This is a genomic window from Mycobacterium sp. E3247 (assembly GCF_001667785.1).
Lineage (GTDB): Bacteria > Actinomycetota > Actinomycetes > Mycobacteriales > Mycobacteriaceae > Mycobacterium.
In genome coordinates this window covers 84,064-101,603 of sequence record NZ_LZJG01000489.1, presented here as the reverse complement: position 1 = coordinate 101,603, position 17,540 = coordinate 84,064, and the positions used below count along the sequence as shown (strand labels likewise).

At 69.5% G+C, this 17,540-nt stretch carries 19 protein-coding genes; 8 read left to right on the top strand and 11 right to left on the bottom strand.

All coding sequences use genetic code 11. The features are described from left to right. The coding region (locus A9X04_RS24265; protein WP_067926119.1) for a DUF3027 domain-containing protein at positions 1-816 on the top strand (816 nt) is incomplete at its 5' end. Here A9X04_RS24265 and A9X04_RS24260 read toward each other — a convergent pair. Together A9X04_RS24260 and A9X04_RS24255 are read right to left on the bottom strand one after the other, a co-directional pair. Then, on the bottom strand, positions 813-1,268 hold the full coding sequence (locus tag A9X04_RS24260) for an SRPBCC family protein (protein WP_067926116.1): 456 nt from the start codon (positions 1,266-1,268) through the stop codon (positions 813-815). The two genes, A9X04_RS24265 and A9X04_RS24260, sit on opposite strands and share 4 nt — an antisense overlap. Before the next feature lie 28 nt (positions 1,269-1,296). Then, complete coding sequence (locus A9X04_RS24255; protein ID WP_067926114.1) at positions 1,297-1,572, bottom strand: DUF2530 domain-containing protein; 276 nt, start codon at positions 1,570-1,572, stop codon at positions 1,297-1,299. A gap of 198 nt (positions 1,573-1,770) precedes the next feature. On the opposite strand from A9X04_RS24255, the gene A9X04_RS24250 reads away from it, so the two are divergent. From A9X04_RS24250 to A9X04_RS24240, 3 genes are read left to right on the top strand one after another with little or no spacing between them, the layout of a single operon-like run. After that, the gene (locus A9X04_RS24250) at positions 1,771-2,202 is read left to right on the top strand and encodes a MarR family transcriptional regulator (protein ID WP_067926111.1); all 432 of its coding nucleotides are present in this window, start codon (positions 1,771-1,773) and stop codon (positions 2,200-2,202) included. Continuing rightward, entirely contained in the window at positions 2,199-3,032 is an 834-nt protein-coding gene (locus tag A9X04_RS24245) for an RNA methyltransferase (protein WP_067926108.1), read from the top strand. The genes A9X04_RS24250 and A9X04_RS24245 overlap by 4 nt, the downstream gene beginning before the upstream one ends. Continuing rightward, complete coding sequence (locus A9X04_RS24240; RefSeq protein ID WP_067926105.1) at positions 3,029-3,301, top strand: DUF2537 domain-containing protein; 273 nt, start codon at positions 3,029-3,031, stop codon at positions 3,299-3,301. Before A9X04_RS24245 ends, A9X04_RS24240 begins: the two co-directional genes overlap by 4 nt. Positions 3,302-3,324: 23 nt before the next feature. On the opposite strand, the gene sepH is transcribed toward A9X04_RS24240, so the two are convergent. Together sepH and serC are read right to left on the bottom strand one after the other, a co-directional pair. After that, positions 3,325-4,101 (bottom strand): septation protein SepH, encoded by a 777-nt coding sequence (gene sepH / locus A9X04_RS24235; protein ID WP_067926103.1) that lies wholly within the window; start codon positions 4,099-4,101, stop codon positions 3,325-3,327. Positions 4,102-4,219: 118 nt separating this feature from the next. After that, a complete protein-coding gene (gene serC / locus A9X04_RS24230) occupies positions 4,220-5,338 on the bottom strand; it encodes a phosphoserine transaminase (protein WP_067926153.1) in 1,119 nt (372 codons plus the stop codon). Positions 5,339-5,580: 242 nt separating this feature from the next. Here serC and A9X04_RS24225 point away from each other — a divergent pair, with 242 nt between their 5' ends. Then, complete coding sequence (locus tag A9X04_RS24225; RefSeq protein ID WP_067926100.1) at positions 5,581-6,606, top strand: diiron oxygenase; 1,026 nt, start codon at positions 5,581-5,583, stop codon at positions 6,604-6,606. A gap of 20 nt (positions 6,607-6,626) precedes the next feature. Then, entirely contained in the window at positions 6,627-8,324 is a 1,698-nt protein-coding gene (locus A9X04_RS24220; protein ID WP_067926097.1) for an FAD-dependent oxidoreductase, read from the top strand. Here A9X04_RS24220 and A9X04_RS24215 read toward each other — a convergent pair. Together A9X04_RS24215 and A9X04_RS24210 are read right to left on the bottom strand one after the other, a co-directional pair. Then, positions 8,321-8,779 carry a VOC family protein gene (locus tag A9X04_RS24215; RefSeq protein ID WP_067926094.1) on the bottom strand — a complete coding sequence of 153 codons (459 nt, stop codon included), beginning with the start codon at positions 8,777-8,779 and terminating at the stop codon, positions 8,321-8,323. The genes A9X04_RS24220 and A9X04_RS24215 overlap by 4 nt on opposite strands. Positions 8,780-8,911: 132 nt before the next feature. Further along, positions 8,912-10,033 (bottom strand): citrate synthase 2, encoded by a 1,122-nt coding sequence (locus tag A9X04_RS24210; protein ID WP_067926091.1) that lies wholly within the window; start codon positions 10,031-10,033, stop codon positions 8,912-8,914. A gap of 72 nt (positions 10,034-10,105) precedes the next feature. Here A9X04_RS24210 and pdxH point away from each other — a divergent pair, with 72 nt between their 5' ends. After that, the gene (gene pdxH / locus A9X04_RS24205; protein ID WP_067926090.1) at positions 10,106-10,765 is read left to right on the top strand and encodes a pyridoxamine 5'-phosphate oxidase; all 660 of its coding nucleotides are present in this window, start codon (positions 10,106-10,108) and stop codon (positions 10,763-10,765) included. Positions 10,766-10,927: 162 nt separating this feature from the next. Further along, positions 10,928-12,220 carry a citrate synthase gene (locus A9X04_RS24200; RefSeq protein ID WP_067926087.1) on the top strand — a complete coding sequence of 431 codons (1,293 nt, stop codon included), beginning with the start codon at positions 10,928-10,930 and terminating at the stop codon, positions 12,218-12,220. Positions 12,221-12,236: 16 nt separating this feature from the next. Here A9X04_RS24200 and A9X04_RS24195 read toward each other — a convergent pair whose 3' ends face one another. From A9X04_RS24195 to A9X04_RS24175, 5 genes are all read right to left on the bottom strand, one after another. After that, a complete protein-coding gene (locus tag A9X04_RS24195) occupies positions 12,237-13,808 on the bottom strand; it encodes an NAD(P)/FAD-dependent oxidoreductase (RefSeq protein WP_067926085.1) in 1,572 nt (523 codons plus the stop codon). After that, positions 13,805-14,068 carry a DUF2630 family protein gene (locus tag A9X04_RS24190; protein WP_067926083.1) on the bottom strand — a complete coding sequence of 88 codons (264 nt, stop codon included), beginning with the start codon at positions 14,066-14,068 and terminating at the stop codon, positions 13,805-13,807. Before A9X04_RS24190 ends, A9X04_RS24195 begins: the two co-directional genes overlap by 4 nt. Positions 14,069-14,119: 51 nt before the next feature. Further along, positions 14,120-15,460: a HAMP domain-containing sensor histidine kinase gene (locus A9X04_RS24185; RefSeq protein ID WP_067926081.1), complete on the bottom strand. Its 1,341-nt coding sequence runs from the start codon at positions 15,458-15,460 to the stop codon at positions 14,120-14,122. A 15-nt stretch (positions 15,461-15,475) separates the two neighbouring features. Beyond that, positions 15,476-16,186: a two-component system response regulator PrrA gene (gene prrA, locus A9X04_RS24180; protein WP_102419630.1), complete on the bottom strand. Its 711-nt coding sequence runs from the start codon at positions 16,184-16,186 to the stop codon at positions 15,476-15,478. 175 nt (positions 16,187-16,361) lie between these two features. After that, positions 16,362-17,501, bottom strand: a complete 1,140-nt coding sequence (locus A9X04_RS24175; RefSeq protein WP_067926078.1) for an FAD-dependent oxidoreductase — start codon at positions 17,499-17,501, stop codon at positions 16,362-16,364. Positions 17,502-17,540 lie beyond the last annotated feature (39 nt).

Genomic DNA, 17,540 nt, shown 5'->3' with positions numbered 1-17,540 from the left:
CACCGGTTTCTTGCGCATCTGCACGGCTATCAGGGCTGGCAGTGGGCCGTCGTCGTCGCCGCCCACCCCGGTGCCGACCACGCCACCGTGAGCGAAGTGGTGCTGATTCCCGGACCGACCGCGTTGCTGGCCCCGCAGTGGGTGCCCTGGGACCAGCGGGTGCGCCCGGGAGACCTGAGCCCCGGGGACCTGCTGGCCCCGGTGGCCGACGACCCGCGGTTGGTCCCCGGCTACACCGCCAGCGGCGACCCCCAGGTCGACGAGACCGCCGCCGAGATCGGGCTGGGACGGCGCTGGGTGATGAGCGGCTGGGGCCGTGCCGAGGCGGCCGAGCGGTGGCACACGGGCGACCACGGGCCCGACTCGCCGATGGCCCGCTCCACGAAGCGGGTGTGCCGCGACTGTGGATTCTTCCTGCCGCTGGCGGGCTCGCTCGGCGCGATGTTCGGGGTCTGCGGCAACGAACTGTCGGCTGACGGGCAGGTGGTCGACAAGCAGTACGGTTGCGGCGCGCATTCGGACACCCCGGCTCCGGCGGGGACGGGTTCGCCCATGTACGAGCCGTACGACGACGGTGTGCTCGACGTCGTGGAGGCGCCGCCCGAGGCGGCCGAGCCCGCCGAGACGCCCGATTCCTCCGAGACGCCCGAGATTCCCGAGTCAGCCGAATCGCAGATACCCGAGACCGAACCGGACAGCGGTCCGGAGGTCGAACCGGAGTTGTCGGCATCCGCGCCCGAGACCTCGGCGGCCCACGCCGACACGACGGAGTCCGATGCCCCCGAGGGCGGGCCGGTGCAGCCCGAGGTGGATTAGCTCTTTTCGGCCGCGGCCTTGATCCTGGCCAACGAGGCGTTCATGCCCTCGAGCAACTCGCGCTCGAAGTTGGTGGTCCCACCGAACAGTCCATTGACCGACAGGTTCGAGAACGCGGTCACGCCGTTCTCCGCGTGACGGCTCTCGATCACCCGGGTGCCCCCGTCGATGGGTTGCAGCTCGTAGCTCCAGATCGTGTGGTTGGTGTCGACGCGAAACGCCAGCTTGGTCTCGGGAATGACCTCGACGACCGTGCACGTGGTGGGCCAGAACATCCGGTTGCGGCGATTGATGTTGAGGCTGCGCATGCCCTGGCGCAGCGGGCCGAAGGTCTTCATCCAACGGCACTGGGGGCTCCACTGCGGCATCCGCCGAAGATCCGAGACCAACCCCCAAACGGTGGAAACCGGTGCGTCAATATCGATTTGCGCTTGCAGTAGCGGAGCTACCATCGATCCTCCCGGGTTATCGGTGCGAGAACTAGCCGTGGTCGAGATAGTTGTCGAGTCCGGTCTGCGCGCCGCGATCGCCACGGCGCGCCCCCGCGAGCTGTAACACGAAGATGCTCGTGCCCAGCACGCCCACCCCGAGCCCGGCCAGCGTCAGCGGACGCCAACTCTGCAGCGCCGGGACAAGAAATGCGGCGGCCGTCGCGACCAGCCAGCCGAGCGCGCCGAGGCCGATGAAGGGCCACGCGTTGAGCAGTGCGGGTGGCAGGGGCGGCGCCTCGCGGTTCTCGCCGGATTCCTCGGACATCGCGATTAACATAGCCCCCGCCGGTGCGGGCCGTCCTTCCACCCGCCCGGGCACAAGGTCGCCGAAATGCCTGGGCAGCGCGGGTTACCCGGCCACGCAAGCGGTTCGGCGACGTCGGCCCGCGTGGTCTTGAGGACCAAAGCCCGTCGTTCACCGGTTCGTATCCCGATTTCCTGAGGTTCCGTGTAACCTCGCGCCATGCCTGACAGCGATGCGCGGCTGGCGAGCGACCTGTCGCTGGCGGTCATGCGGCTGGCCCGCCAACTCCGGTTCCGAAACCCGTCGTCGCCGGTGTCGTTGTCGCAGCTGTCGGCGCTGGCGATGCTGGCCAACGAGGGCCCGATGACGCCCGGCGCGCTGGCTATCCGCGAGCGGGTCCGTCCGCCGTCGATGACCCGGGTGATCGCGTCGCTGGCTGACATGGGCCTGGTGGACCGCGCCCCCCATCCCGTCGACGGCCGCCAGGTGCTGGTCTCGGTTTCCCAGTCCGGCGCCGAGCTGGTCAAGGCGACCCGACGGGCCCGTCAGGAGTGGCTGGCCAAACGGCTGGCGACGCTGGACGACGAGCAGCGTGACACCCTGCGCCACGCGGCCGACCTGATGTTGGCCCTGGTCGACGAAAGCCCGTGAGCGATGGAATCGATGGCCTCAACGTCCAGGATGTCGACGACCCCGACGACCCGCGGCTCGACGACTTCCGCGACCTGAACAGCGTCGATCGCCGTCCCGATCTGCCGTCCGGCAAAGGCCTGGTGATCGCCGAGGGGGTGCTGGTCGTCCAGCGCATGCTCGCCTCCAGGTTCACCCCGCACGCGCTGCTGGGGACCGAGCGCCGGCTCGCCGAGCTCGCCGATGACCTGGCGGGCAATGCCGTGCCGTTCTACCGCACCTCCGCCGACGTCATGGCGCAGGTGGTGGGCTTCCACCTCAATCGTGGGGTGCTGGCGGCCGCCCGCCGGGTGCCGGAACCCGGCGTGGCCGAACTGGTCGCGCGCGCCCGGACCGTCGCGGTGCTCGAGGGCGTCAACGACCACGAGAACCTGGGCGCGATTTTCCGCAACGCCGCCGGGCTGGGCGTCGACGCGGTGGTGTTCGGCAGCGGCTGCGCCGACCCGCTCTACCGCCGCGCGGTCCGGGTGTCCATGGGGCACGCCTTGCTCGTCCCGTACGCGCGAGCGATGGACTGGCCCGCCGAACTGACGATGTTGAAAGAGAACGGATTTCGGTTGCTGGCGATGACACCGCACAGCGACGCCCGCACCCTGGCGGAGGCCATGGCGGCCGCGCGCGACGAACGCGTCGCGGTGATCGTGGGTGCCGAGGGGCCGGGCCTGACGCCGGCGACCCTGCGGAGAAGCGATGTGCGCGTGCGCATCCCGATGTCGCGCGGGACGGACTCCCTCAACGTGGCCACCGCGGCCGCCGTGGCGTTCTACGAACGGGTTAGGCTCGGCGGGTGACCGACGATTCCGCGCCCTGGGCAACGGGTTTGACGGTCGCCGGCTTCGTCGCCGCCGTGACCGGCGCCGCCATCGTGGTGCTGAGTCTGGGCCTCATCCGGGTGCATCCGCTGCTTGCGGTCGGGCTGAACGTCGTCGCGGCCGGCGGGCTGGCGCCGACGCTGTGGGGTTGGCGGCACAAGCCGGTGCTGCGCTGGTTCCTGCTGGGCGCGGGGATCGGTGTCACGGGAGCGTGGCTGACGTTGCTCGCCCTGACGGTGGCGGGTTAGCCGGTACGGGGGCGGCGGGTCGCCTAGCGCTGCCCGCCAGAGCGAACCCCGAGCAGCACATCCTCCCAAGCCGGAATGACGGGCTTACCGCGTCGAGTATGTACCGGAGGCTCCTGGGGCGCGGGCTCCTCTTGCCGAGCGGCGGCGGCGGCGGGCTTCGCCGGCTCCTCGAAGTCGACGTGGGCGACCCGCGCGAGCGGGCGCAGCGGACGGTCGAAGTTCGGGTCGACCAACTCCTTGGCCGCGTCGTCGATGGCGGTGACTGTGCCGCCGTGGGCGCCGGGGGCGAAGCAGAAGTGCGCGATGTTGTCCGACCGGCCGGCCTTCCAGGCCAGCTGCACGGTCCAGCGGCTGTCTTCGTTGCGCCAGGCGTCCCAGCTGAGCCGGTCCGGTTCCAGGCCGCGCGTCACCAGGGCGGCGCTCACGGTCTCCAGCAGGGTGAGCACCGCGGGGCCGTCGGCGAGCACCGGGTGCGCGGCCGTTGCCAACTCAGCGGCCCGAGCGCGTTCCAGCAGCACCGGGTGCGCGAATCGGCGGACCCGCGAAACGTCGGAGCCCGACGCCGCGGCGACTTGTTCGACGGACGCGCCGGCGCGGATCTTGGCCTGAATCTCTCTGGGGCTCAGCATGTTGGTGACCTGAATGTCGAGCTGCGGTTGCTCCGGCGGCGCGATGTCGCCGCGCACGGCTGCCTTCAGTTGATCGTCGACCGCGAGCTTGAAGGGCTCGGCGGGATCGCCGGCCTCGCAGATGATGTGTTTGCCGCCGGCATCGACCCCAACCATTTTGAGTTCCCGCATGGTTTCTCCTCGCAGGCTCCGTGCAGGTCGACGGACCCGTCTTTTGCGCACTCTAGTGCAGCTGACGCCCGCAACCTGTGCTGACACGCTGGGCGGTTGCGCGTGGATTGCGTGGGGGTTACAGCCGCTCGACGACCCAGTCGACGCATTGCGTCAAGGCGCTGACGTCATCGGGGTCGACCGCCGGGAACATCCCGACCCGCAGCTGGTTGCGGCCGAGTTTGCGGTACGGCTCGACGTCGACGATGCCGTTCGCCCGCAGGATCTTGGCGACGGCAGCGGCGTCTACGTCGTCGACGAAGTCGACGGTGCCGACCACCTGGGACCGCAAGGCGGGGTCGGTGACGAACGGAGTGGTGTACGGCCGCTCCTGCGCCCAGGAGTACAACCGCTGCGACGAGTCGGCCGTGCGCTTGACGGCCCAGTCCAGCCCGCCGTTGCCGAGCATCCAGTCGATCTGCTCGGCCATCAGAGCCAGGGTGCCGACCGCCGGGGTGTTGTACGTCTGGTTCTTCAGGCTGTTGTCCACCGCGATGGGCAGCGACAGGAAGTCGGGAACCCAGCGGCCCGACGCGGCAATGGACTCCACCCGCGCGAGTGCGGCGGGGCTCATGATGGCCAACCACAGGCCGCCGTCACTGGCGAAATTCTTCTGCGGCGAGAAGTAATAGGCGTCGGTCTGGGCGATGTCGACCGGCAGGCCGCCCGCACCGGAGGTGGCGTCGATGACGACCAGGGCGTCGCCGGAGTCGGCCGGACGCCGAATGGGCACCGCCACCCCGGTCGACGTCTCGTTGTGCGCCCAGGCGATCACATCGACCGAGGGATCGCTCTGCGGTTCGGGTGCGCTGCCGGCGTCCGCCTTGACGATGATCGGGTCGCCGACGAACGGGTTGTTGGCGACCGCCGAGGCGAACTTGGCGCTGAACTCGCCGAAGGACAGGTGCAGTGAGCGCTTGTCGATCAACCCGAACGCCGCGGCATCCCAGAACGCCGTCGCGCCGCCGTTGCCCAGGATGACCTCATAGCCGTCCGGCACGGAGAACAGCTCGGTCAGCCCCGTCCGCACCCGGCCCACCAGATTCTTCACCGGGGCTTGCCGGTGCGAAGTGCCGAACAGCGGGGCCGCGCTGGTCGTCAGCGCCTGCAACTGTTCGGGCCGGACCTTGGAAGGGCCGCATCCGAAGCGGCCGTCGCGGGGTTTGATGTCAGCGGGAACCTCGAGCTGGTCAGCCATGCTCATCAGGGTAGTGAGCCGATGTGACCGGCGACGCAGCGGTCCGGCGGCGCACGCCCGTGACCCGCGCAAAACACCTGGCCGCGCCCGTGGTGTTTCGCCCGCTGTGAGGCAGGGCACACCATGCGCCTGACCACTGGTCAGCCCACAGCGGCGGATCGGGGTCTAGAAGATATCCGGTACCTGCGGTACTGTCTGGACACAGCACGTCCAAATGTAAACCTCGTTGGGGAGGCTTGGATATGGCCAGGACACGCATGGTTCGGCGTTGGCGCCGCAATATGGAGGTGCGCGACGACACTGAGTACGTCAACACGCTTGCCACACTGTCCGAGGGGTCGGTGCGGAGAAACTTCAACCCCTACACCGACATCGACTGGGACGCACCGGAATTCGCCGTCACGGAGAACGACCCGCGGTGGGTACTGCCGGCCACCGACCCGTTGGGGCGCCATCCCTGGTATTTATCGCAGCCCGAAGAGCGCAAGATCAAGATTGGGATGTGGCGCCAGGCCAACGTCGCCAAGGTCGGGCTGCACTTCGAGTCGATCCTGATCCGCGGCCTGATGAACTACACGTTCTGGGTGCCGAACGGCTCCCCGGAATACCGGTACTGCCTGCACGAATCGGTCGAGGAGTGCAACCACACCATGATGTTCCAGGAGATGGTGAACCGCGTCGGCGCGGACGTGCCGGGTATGCCGCGGACGCTCAAGTGGCTCTCGCCGCTGGTTCCGCTGGTGGCCGGTCCGCTGCCGGTGGCGTTCTTCATCGGGGTGCTCGCCGGCGAGGAGCCGATCGACCACACGCAGAAAAACATTCTGCGCGAAGGGAAATCGCTGCACCCGATCATGGAACGGGTGATGGCCATTCACGTGGCCGAGGAAGCGCGACACATTTCGTTTGCCCACGAGTTCCTGCGCAGGCGGGTGCCGCAGCTGACCAAGCGGCAGAAGTTCTGGACGGCCCTGTACCTGCCGTTGACGATGAAGGTCCTGTGCCGGGCCATCGTGGTGCCGCCCAAGGCGTTCTGGCAGGAGTTCGACATCCCGCGCGAGGTCAAGAAGGAGCTCTTCTTCCGGTCGCCGGAATCACGAAAGTGGTTGAGTGACATGTTCGCCGACGTCCGGATGCTGGCACACGACACCGGCTTGATGGAGACGCGCTCCGCCCGGCTCATGTGGCGGCTCTGCAAGATCGACGGCAAGCCGTCGCGCTACCGCAGCGAGCCGCAGCGCCGGCACCTGGCCGCGGCGCCGGCCGCCTAGGACCGCGCGGGTAATCGCCTATGCCGCACGTTATTACCCAGTCGTGCTGTAACGACGGGTCCTGCGTTTTCGCGTGCCCGGTGAACTGCATTCATCCCACGCCCGACGAGCCCGGCTTCGCCACCTCGGAGATGCTCTACATCGATCCGGTGGCCTGCGTGGACTGCGGCGCGTGTGTGAGCGCCTGCCCCGTGGGCGCGATCGCTCCGGACACCCGGCTGGACACCAAGCAGTTGCCGTTCGTCGAGATCAACGCGTCGTTCTATCCCGAGCGGCCGCCGGGTGAGAAGTTGCCGCCGACGTCGAAGTTGGCGCCGGTGATTCCGGCCGCCCAGGTGCGCGCCCGACGCCAGCCGCTGACCGTGGCCATCGTGGGATCCGGGCCTGCGGCGATGTATGCCGCCGACGAGCTGCTCACCCAGGATGGGGTGCGGGTCAACGTCTTTGAGAAGCTGCCCACCCCGTACGGGCTGGTGCGCGCCGGGGTGGCGCCCGATCACCAGAACACCAAGCGGGTCACCCGGCTGTTCGACCGGGTCGTCGGTCATCGCCGCTTCCGCTTCTACCTCAACGTCGAGGTCGGCAGGCACTTGAGTCACGCCGATCTGCTGGCCCACCACCACGCCGTGGTGTATGCCGTCGGCGCTCCCGACGACCGCCGCCTGCAGATCGAGGGCATGGGCCTGCCGGGCACCGGGACCGCCACCGAACTCGTCGCGTGGATCAACGGCCATCCCGACTTTGCCGAGCTGCCAGTCGATCTCGGCCATGACCGGGTGGTGATCATCGGCAACGGAAACGTCGCATTGGACGTGGCGCGCGTGCTCACCGCGGATCCGGACGACCTGGCCCGCACCGACATCTCCGACCGCGCGTTGGCGGCGCTTCGCGCATCCGCGGTCCGCGAGGTGGTGGTGGCCGCCCGCCGGGGCCCCGCCCAGTCGGCGTTCACCCTGCCCGAGCTGATCGGTCTCACGACCTCATCCGACGTCGTGCTCAGCGCGGCCGACCACGAGCTGGTGGCGGCCGACCTCGCCGCCGTCACGGACGGCTTGAGCAAGCGCAAGCTGGAGATCCTGAGCTCGCTCGGTGCCGATTCGGCACCAACCCACAACGGTGGGCGGCCGCGAATCCGGCTGGCCTATCAGCTCACCCCGAATCGCGTGCTGGGCGAACAACGCGCGACGGGCGTTCAGTTCGCCGTCACCGGCACCGACGACCTGTGTGACCTCAGCGCGGGACTGGTCCTGACCTCAATTGGCTACCGCGGCAAGCCCATCCGCGACCTGCCGTTCGACGAGTCGGTGGCCGTCGTCCCCAACGACGGCGGCCGTGTCGTCGATCCCGGCTCGGGGGCGCCGGTGCCGGGGGCCTACGTCGCGGGCTGGATCAAGCGGGGACCGAGCGGGTTCATCGGCACCAACAAATCCTGTTCGCTGCAGACCGTGCACGCCCTGGTAGCGGATTTCAACGCGGGCAGGCTGAGCGACCCGGTGGCGAAACCCGAGGCGCTGGCCGAGCTGGTGCGGGTCCGGCAGCCCGACGCCGTCGATGCCCACGGGTGGCGGGCCATCGACGCCGCCGAGGTCACCCGCGGCGGCGCCGACGGTCGCCCGCGCAGCAAGTTCACCGACGTCGCCGGCATGCTCGCCGCCGCTGCCGCCGCCGGGCCGGCGCCGGCGCCGCGACGCGGGCTGTTGGACCGGCTGCTCGGCTAACTCGCGCCCGGCCCCGCCATCGCGGCCTGGAGCTCGTCATAACCGACCTCGCGGACCGGCTGTCCCATCGACCAGTGGTGGCCGAACGGGTCGGCCACCACGCCGTAGCGGTCGCCCCAGAACTGATCGTCCAACGGCGCCACCACGGTGGCGCCCGCGTCCAGCGCGCGCTGGAACTTCGCGTCGACGTCGGTCACGGTCAGGTGGATCGTCACCGGGGTGCCGCCCAGTGACGTGGGCGTCATCGACTTGCCGCCGCACATCTCCGGGAAATCGTCGTTGAGCATGACCATAAAGCCGTTGATGCGCAGCGCGGCGTGGACCAGCTTTCCGTCGGGGCGAGGCACCCGCCCGATCTCCTCGGCGCCGAATGCCTTGACGTAGAAGTCGATCGCAGCAGCCGCGTCATCCACCACCAGGTGCGGGGACAGGGCCGGTTCGAAGTTGATCGCCATCGTGGTTCTCCTTGCTGTCGGTCTCCCAGACCCGCCCGGGGCGGGCGGGCTCGCGAGTTATGACCTCGCCCGCGACACAAACTCATCGCGGCGATCTCATTCAATCGCGGGGCACCGACAACCGGGCCCGCCTCAGGCGTGGGTGAGGCTGCGGTCCCAACCTTCGACGGACTCCGGGCTGCGCGGGGCCGGTCCCACGTAGATGGCCGACGGGCGCACCAGCTTGCCCAGCCGCTTCTGCTCGAGGATGTGCGCACACCAGCCCGCGGTCCGCCCGCAGGTGAACATCGCCGGCATCATGTTGGCCGGCACCTGCGCGAAGTCCAGGATCACCGCCGCCCAGAACTCGACGTTGGTCTCGATGGCCCGGTCCGGGCGACGCTCGCGCAGTTCGGCCAGCGCGGCCTGCTCCAGCGCGACGGCGACCTCGTGGCGCGGCGCGCCCAGCCGCTCTGCGGTCGCGCGGAGCACTCGCGCCCGCGGGTCCTCGGCGCGGTAGACCCGGTGCCCGAAGCCCATCAGCTTGTCGCCGCTGTCCAGGATCTTCTTGACCAGGCCACGGGCGTCGCCGGTGCGCTCGACCTCTTCGATCATCGGCAGGACCCGCGCCGGCGCCCCGCCGTGCAGCGGCCCGCTCATCGCCCCGATCGCCCCGGACAGCGCCGCGGCGACGTCGGCACCGGTCGAGGCGATCACCCGCGCGGTGAACGTCGACGCGTTCATGCCGTGCTCGGCGGCCGAGACCCAGTAGGCGTCGATGGCTTCGACGTGCCGCGGGTCCGGTTCGCCCTGCCACCGGGTCATGAAACGTGCTGTGACGGTTGCGCATTCGTCGATCACGCGCTGCGGGACGGCGGGCTGGTAGATGCCGCGGGCGGACTGCGCCACGTAGGACAGCGCCATCACCGAGGCCCGGGCCAGCTGGTCGCGTGCGGTGGCGTCATCGGTGTCGAGCAGGGGCTTGTACCCCCAGATCGGGGCCAGCATCGCCAGGCCCGCCTGCACGTCGACGCGCACGTCGCCGGTGTGGATGGGCAGCGGGAACGGCTCGGCGGGCGGCAGGCCGTGGCCGAACTTGCCGTCGACCAGCAGGCCCCACACGTCGCCGAAGGTGACCTGCTGGTTCACCAGATCCTGTATGTCGACGCCGCGGTAACGCAGCGCGCCGCCGTCTTTATCCGGTTCGGCGATCTCGGTGGTGAAGGCGACGACGCCTTCGAGGCCGGGGACAAAGTTCTCGGGGACCACAGTCATACCGAAAATTCTCGCACCCCACCTTCGGGCGGACGCTACCGGCCGGTAGCAAGCCCCGGTAGCGTTGGCGCGATGGCAGGACCAGACCCCGAACGCCTGCAGCGCATGCGCGTGGAATACGGATCGGTGGAGAAGGACGGCAGCCCCGACCTCGACACCGATTGGCTCGACGACGGTTGGGTTGCCTTGTTGCGCAACTGGATCGGCGACGCGGAACGGTCCGGCGTCGCCGAGCCCAACGCCATGGTGCTGGCTACCGTCGCCGACGGCCGGCCGACAAGCCGGACGGTCCTGTGCAAGAGCGTGGACGAGTCCGGGATCACATTTTTCACCCACTATGACTCCGCCAAGGGGGCCGACCTGGCGGCGACGCCATACGCGTCGGTGACCTTTCCCTGGTATCAGCTGGGCAGGCAGGTCCACCTCCGCGGCCCGGTGAGCAAGGTCACCCCGGATGCCACCCAGGACTACTGGTCCAAGCGACCGCGCGGCTCTCAGCTGGGCGCGTGGGCGTCGCACCAGTCGCGTGCGATCGCGTCACGCGCGGCGTTGCTCGACCAGCTGGCGGAGGTGACCGCACGCTTCGCCGACCGCGAGCAGGTGCCCGTGCCGCCGGGCTGGGGCGGCTACCTGCTCGCCCCGGAGTCGGTCGAATTCTGGCAGGGGCGGGAGAACCGATTGCATAACCGGATCCGGGTCACCGGCGCTCGGATCGAGCGGCTGCAGCCCTAGCCCGGCCGAGGATCGCCGCGACGCGGGAGCCGCACCCGATCGATTACCCAGGCCGTCCCGCAGAGCCGACCCCGGGCAGGCGCGCGAACGCGACAACGACTACCTTCACCTATAAGCACCTAGTCAGGGCAGCCATACCAGCCAGAGCGCAAAGGGGTTCTCGTGGCCGACACCGACGACACCGCAACTCTGAAGTACCCGGGGGGCGAGATCGACCTCGAGATCGTCCGCGCCACCGAGGGTGCTGACGGGATCGCCCTCGGTTCCCTGTTGTCCAAAACGGGGCACACCACCTTCGACAACGGCTTCGTCAACACCGCCGCCTGCAAGAGCGCGATCACCTACATCGACGGCGACGCCGGGATTCTGCGTTACCGCGGCTACCCGATCGAGCAGCTCGCCGAGAAGTCGACATTCATCGAGGTGAGCTATCTGCTGATCTACGGCGAGCTGCCGGACTCCGACCAGCTCGCGGAGTTCACCAAGCGGATCCAGCTGCACACCATGCTGCACGAGGACCTGAAGCGCTTTTTCGACGGCTTCCCGCGCAACGCACACCCCATGCCGGTGCTGTCCAGCGTGGTGAACGCGCTGAGCGCCTACTACCCCGACGCGCTCGACCCGATGGACAACAACCAGGTCGAGCTGTCGACCATCCGGCTGCTCGCGAAGCTGCCCACCATCGCCGCGTACGCGTACAAGAAGTCGGTCGGCCAGCCGTTCCTCTACCCGGACAACTCGATGTCGTTGGTGGAGAACTTCCTCCGCATGACGTTCGGGCTGCCCGCGGAGCCCTATCAGGCCGACCCCGAGGTGGTGCGGGCGCTGGACATGCTGCTCATCCTGCACGCCGATCACGAGCAGAACTGTTCGACGTCGACGGTCCGGCTGGTCGGGTCGTCGCGGGCCAACCTGTTCACCTCGATCTCCGGTGGCATCAACGCGTTGTGGGGACCGCTGCACGGGGGCGCCAACCAGGCGGTGCTCGAGATGCTCGACCAGATCCGCGAAAGTGGAGACGACGTCAGCGAGTTCGTCCGCAAGGTGAAGAACCGCGAAGAGGGCGTCAAGCTGATGGGCTTCGGCCACCGCGTCTACAAGAACTACGACCCCCGCGCCCGCATCGTCAAGGAACAGGCCGACAAGATCCTGGCCAAGCTCGGCGGCGATCCGCTGCTCGACATCGCCAAGGAACTGGAAGAGGCGGCGCTGACCGACGACTACTTCATCGAGCGCAAGTTGTACCCGAACGTCGACTTCTACACCGGGCTGATCTACCGGGCCCTCGGCTTCCCGGTCCGGATGTTCACCGTGCTGTTCGCGCTGGGCCGGCTGCCCGGCTGGATCGCGCACTGGCGCGAGATGCACGACGAGGGTGACAGCAAGATCGGCCGTCCGCGCCAGATCTACACCGGCTACACCGAACGCGACTACACGACGATCGACGCGCGCTAGCTACGGCGGAGTCGAGTCACAGCGAGGCCAGCACCGCCATGGCGGCGTTGTGCCCGCCGATCCCCGACACCGCGCCGCCGCGCCGGGCGCCCGAGCCGCACAGCATGACCCGCTCGTGCGCCGTCGCGACGCCCCATCGCCGCGCCGGGGTGTCCAGCGGGTCGTCGTCGTCGGCGAAGGGCCATGACAAGCCGCCGTGGAAGATGTTGCCGGCCGTCATCCCCAACGTGCGGTGCAGGTCCAGGGTGGTGGTCGTCTCGATGCACGGCCGGCCGTGGGCGTCACTCAGCAAGACGCCCTGAATCGGTTCGGCCAGAACGGAATCCAGCGATGCCAGTACCGAGTCGGCCAGCCGATCGCGCAGGGCGCCGGAGTAGGTGCCGTCGAACAGCGAGTGCGGGGTGTGCAGGCCGAACACGGTCATCGTGTGCGCACCCGAGTCGCGCAGCCCGGCCGGCAGAATGCTGGGATCGGTCAACGAATGGCAGTACGCCTCGCATGGCAGGGGATTCGGCACCTCGCCCGCGGCCGCCCGCGCATACGCCGTATCCAGTTGCGTCCACGCCTCGTTGACGTGGAACGTCCCGGCGAAGGCCTGTTCGGGCGTGACGCCGTTGTCGCGCAACCGCGGTAGCCGCCGCAGCACCATGTTCACCTTGACCTGTGCGCCCTGGACAGGCGGTGCGGGCCGTTCGCCGAGCAGTCCGGCCAGCACCGCCGGCGTGACACCCGCCAGGACGAACCGGGCCCGGATCAGACGCTCCTGGTCGCCGGTGCGGTAACGCACCACGCCATCCGGTTCGACCGCGTAAACGTCTGCACTGGTGGTGATTTCGGCACCATGGCGGATGGCGGCCGCCGCCAGGCCCTCCGTCAGCGCGCCCATTCCGCCAACGGGAACGTCCCAGTCCCCGGTCCCGCCCCCGAGTACGTGATAGAGGAAGCAGACATTCTGGATCAGCGACGGGTCGCCGAGGCGAGCGAACGTCCCGATCAGCGCGTCGGTCGCCATCACGCCGCGGACCACGTCGTCGCTGACGGCGGCGGTGATGGCGTCCCCGATCGGCTCGTCGATCAGGGCCTGCCACGCGGCCGCCGCTTGCCGCCCGCCGCTTTCCACGACATGCCGGCGGGCCTGCCCGCGGGTGCGCAGCGGTTCCAGCAGGGTTGGCCACAGTGGTTGGGTCACCAGTCGGCAGCGTCGGTAGAAGGCGGCGAACCCCTGCGCGTCGGGGCCGGCGCCGATCGCGGCGAACGTGTCAGCGCCCGCACCGATCAGCAGCCCCCGGTTGCCGTCGGTGCCGGGGTCGGGCGTGTACGACGAATACCGCCGCCGGGCCAGCCGCACCGAGGCGCCCAGGTCGTCGACGATGCTTGGCGGCAACAAGCTGACCAGGTAGGAGTACCGCGACAGCCGAACCCCGACGCCGTCGAAGGCTTGCACCGAGACGGCGGCTCCGCCAAGGTGTCCCAGCCGCTCGAGCAACCGCACCCGCAGGCCGGCCCGAGCCAGATAGGCCGCCGCGACCAGGCCGTTGTGACCGCCACCGACGACGACGACGTCGACGTGTCCCGGGTGCGGGCTCAGCTCAGGTAGCCCTCGACCTCGTCGGCCGGACGCACCTCGGCCGCGCGCGGGTCGCCGCCGGTTTCACGCAGCGCCCGCCGTTGCCGCAGCAGGTCCCAACACTGGTCGAGCTCGACCTCGAGCCGCCGCAGGCGATCATGCTCCTCCGATTGGGAGATGTCGCGCTGTTGCAGCTGCGCCCGCAGGGCTTTCTCCTCGGCGACCAGCTCGCGGATGTGTGCCAGGGTTTGGTTGTCGGTCGGTTTCTTGCCGTCGGCCATCGCTCCAGTGTGCCCGACCGCTCGGGGGCCGACTCGGTTGGCGAGGAAGCGCTAGCTGGGTCCCGGGAGCCGCAGCACCAGCCGCGCGCCGCCCAGCGGGCTGCTTTCCAGTGCGGCGGTCCCGCGGTGCAGGTGGGCCTGTTGGGCCACCAGCGCCAGCCCCAGCCCCGAGCCCGAATGCGAGGCGGTCGACCCGCGAGAGAACCGCTCGAACACCACATAGCGTTCGTCCTCCGGCACTCCGGTGCCGTTGTCGTCGATGGCGATCTCCACCCCGGCGCGCGAGCTGACCGCCGAGAGCTGGACGCGGGTGGCGCCGCCGTGCTTGACGGCGTTGGCGATCGCGTTGTCCACCGCCAGGCGCAGGCCGGCGGGCAACCCGACGATGATGCACGTCGGCGAGGGGACCAGTGACACGTCCAGGTCGGGGTAGATGCGCATCGCGTCGTGGGCGGCGCGGTCGAGCAGCTCGGTGATGTCGACCGGCACGTGATCGTCGGACGTCGACAGTTCGCCCTGGGCCAGCCGCTCGAGGGCGCTCAGGGTGGCCTCGATCCGTGACTGGGTGCGGATGACGTCGCTCAGCACCTCTTTGCGTTGGTCGTCGGTCATGTCCAGGGTGGACAGCACCTCGAGGTTGGTGCGCATCGCGGTCAGGGGGGTGCGCAGCTCGTGCGACGAGACGGCGGCGAAGTCGCGGGCCGACTCGAGCGCCTCCTTGGTCCGGTTCTGCTCGTCCCAAATGCGCTGCAGCATCCCCCGCATTGCCTCGGCGATCTCCACGGCTTCGCTGGCGCCGTGCACCTCGACGCGCGGCGCCTCGTCTCCGGCGTCGATCGAACGGGTCTGCTGCGCAAGCTGTTTGAAGGGCCGCACCGCGAACGCGGCCAGCAACCAGGCGAACACCGCCGCCGCGCCGATGGCGAAGCCACAGATCAGCAGGACCCGCCGGTGCAGGTTGTTGGTCTCGGCCAGCGTCGCGTCATACGTCGCGCCGACGGCGAGCGACGTGGGCTCCGGCGCGGGAATCTCCACCGTCCGGACCCGGTAGCGCACACCTTTGACGTAGGCGTCGGCGTAGTCGACGCTCAGCCTGGGCAGCGTCACGTCGGAATTCGACCTGACCTGGTCGCCGCGGCGGACCGTCATGATGGCGTCGTTGTCGTTGGGGGAGCGGGGGATTTCGTCGAGACCGCGCGGCAGGAAGGGGATCGCGAAACCGGCGGCCTCGTCGAGCCGGCGGTCCAGCCGCTCCTTGCGGTCGTTGGTGATGCCCACCCAGACGACGACGCCGACGATGAGGACGGGAATCGCCGCGCCGATGACCGTCGCGACCACCACCCGGGCGCGCAGCGAGGGCGTACGGGTGAGGATCCGGGACAGAAAATTCATCGCCGCTCGACCTGGCTACTGCATGCGCAGCACGAACCCGACTCCGCGGACGGTGTGCAGCAGCCGGGGACCGCCATTGGCCTCCAGCTTGCGGCGCAGGTACCCGATGAACACGTCGACGACGTTGGTGTCGGCGGCGAAGTCATAGCCCCAGACCAGCTCCAGCAGCTGCGCGCGCGACAGCACCGCGGTCTTGTGCTCGGCCAGCACCGCCAGCAGGTCGAACTCCCGCTTGGTCAGGTCGACGTCGACGCCGTTGACGCGGGCCCGACGGCCGGGGATGTCGACCTCCAGCGGGCCCACCGTGATGGTCTCCGAGGAGGTTGACGCGACGGCGCCGCGGCGACGCAGCAGCGCCTTCACCCGCGCGACCAGCTCGGCCAAGACGAACGGCTTGACCAGGTAGTCGTCCGCGCCGGCCTCGAGCCCCGCCACCCGGTCGTCGACCGAGCTGCGCGCCGACAGCACGCAGACCGGGACGTCGTTATCCATCGCCCGCAGCGCCGTGACGACGCTGACGCCGTCCAGCACGGGCATGTTGATGTCCAGCACGATCGCGTCCGGTCGGGTCTCGGTGGCGCTGCGCAAGGCTTCCGCGCCGTCGACCGCGGTCGACACCTCGAATCCGGACAGTCGCAGGCCGCGTTCCAGCGAGGCGAGCACGTCGGAGTCGTCGTCGACGACCAACACGCGGGGCGAGGTCCCACCAGTGTCCATGCCGCCCATTTTGCCTGATTGCCGATCACGGCGGTGCCCTGGCCGGGCCGCCGACGCCCAAAAGGTTACGTTTTCGACGCTGCGCCGCAACTGGCCGTTGACATCGGCACGCATGCGCCGAAACCAGTTGCGGTGCAGCCTGTTTCGCTTCCCCCGCCGTCGGTCGTCACCGGAAGGGGTTCGATCACTGTCGGGCCAGCCCGCTCAACTGCACCGCCAGCTGCCGACGGACCGCGGGAACCTCGGCGGCCAGACGCATCCCGGTGTTGCGCAGGGGGCGCAACGGGCGCGGCAGCGTCGCGATGCGGGTCAGCCGTCCGGTCAGCTTCAGCACCCGCTCGGCGCGTCGGCGCTGCGCGGCGCTGTAGGCGTCCAGCGCGGCGTCCGGGCCTCCTTGCAGAACCGCGGTCAGCGCGCCGGCCAGGGCCATCGCGTCGGTGATCCCGAGGTTCATGCCCTGGCCCCCGGCCGGGCTGTGCACGTGGGCGGCGTCGCCGGCCAGCAACAGCCGGCCGGCCCGGTAGCTGTCGGCGACGCGGTGATGGATGTGGAACCGCGACCCCCACACCAATTCGGTCACGACCGTTCGCCCCGGCCCGAAGCCGCGGGTGTCCAGCAGTGCCTGCACGAACCGCGCCGACGGCTGCAGCGGCGCGTCGGCCGTCGGCGCGACGACGCGGAAGATGTCTCCGGGCAGCGGCGCCAGCACCGTCAGGCCGTCTTTGGCGTAGAACAGGATCACCTCGTCACGGGGCGCTTCACCGGTCACTCGCACGTCGGCGAGCGTGAATGACTCGGCGAATTCGCCACCGGCGAAGCCGATTCCGGCTTCCGTGCGCACCGTGCTGTGCATCCCGTCCGCCCCGACGGCGTAGGCGGCGCGGATGGTGTCCCCGTCGTCGAACGTCGCCGTCACGCCGTCGCCGTCCTGGGCGATGCGACTCAGCGCCTTGGGCCGGACGACGTCACCGCCCAGCTCCCGCAGGCGCTCGAGCAGCAGCCGCTCGGTGTCGGCCTGGGAGAGCATCAGCGTGTACGGGTGTTCGGTCGGAAGCGTGCTGAAGTCGACGGGAATCAAGATGCGCCGGCCCTGCCGCATGGTGAACCGCGGCGCGATCACGCCCGCCTTGACCATTCGCCGGGACACGTCGAGCTCGTCGAGCACCTCGAGGGTTCGGGCGTTGACGGCGGCAGCGCGCGACGTGTTGGCGCCCTCCGCCACCTTGTCGACCAGTGTCACCCGAATCCCGCGGACTCGCAGCGCGGCGGCGAGCGTGAGGCCGGTAGGACCTGCGCCGACCACCAGGACGTCGGTGTCGTTCATGGCTGGCTCCTCTCCCTGATGCGTTAGTCAACGCTTGTT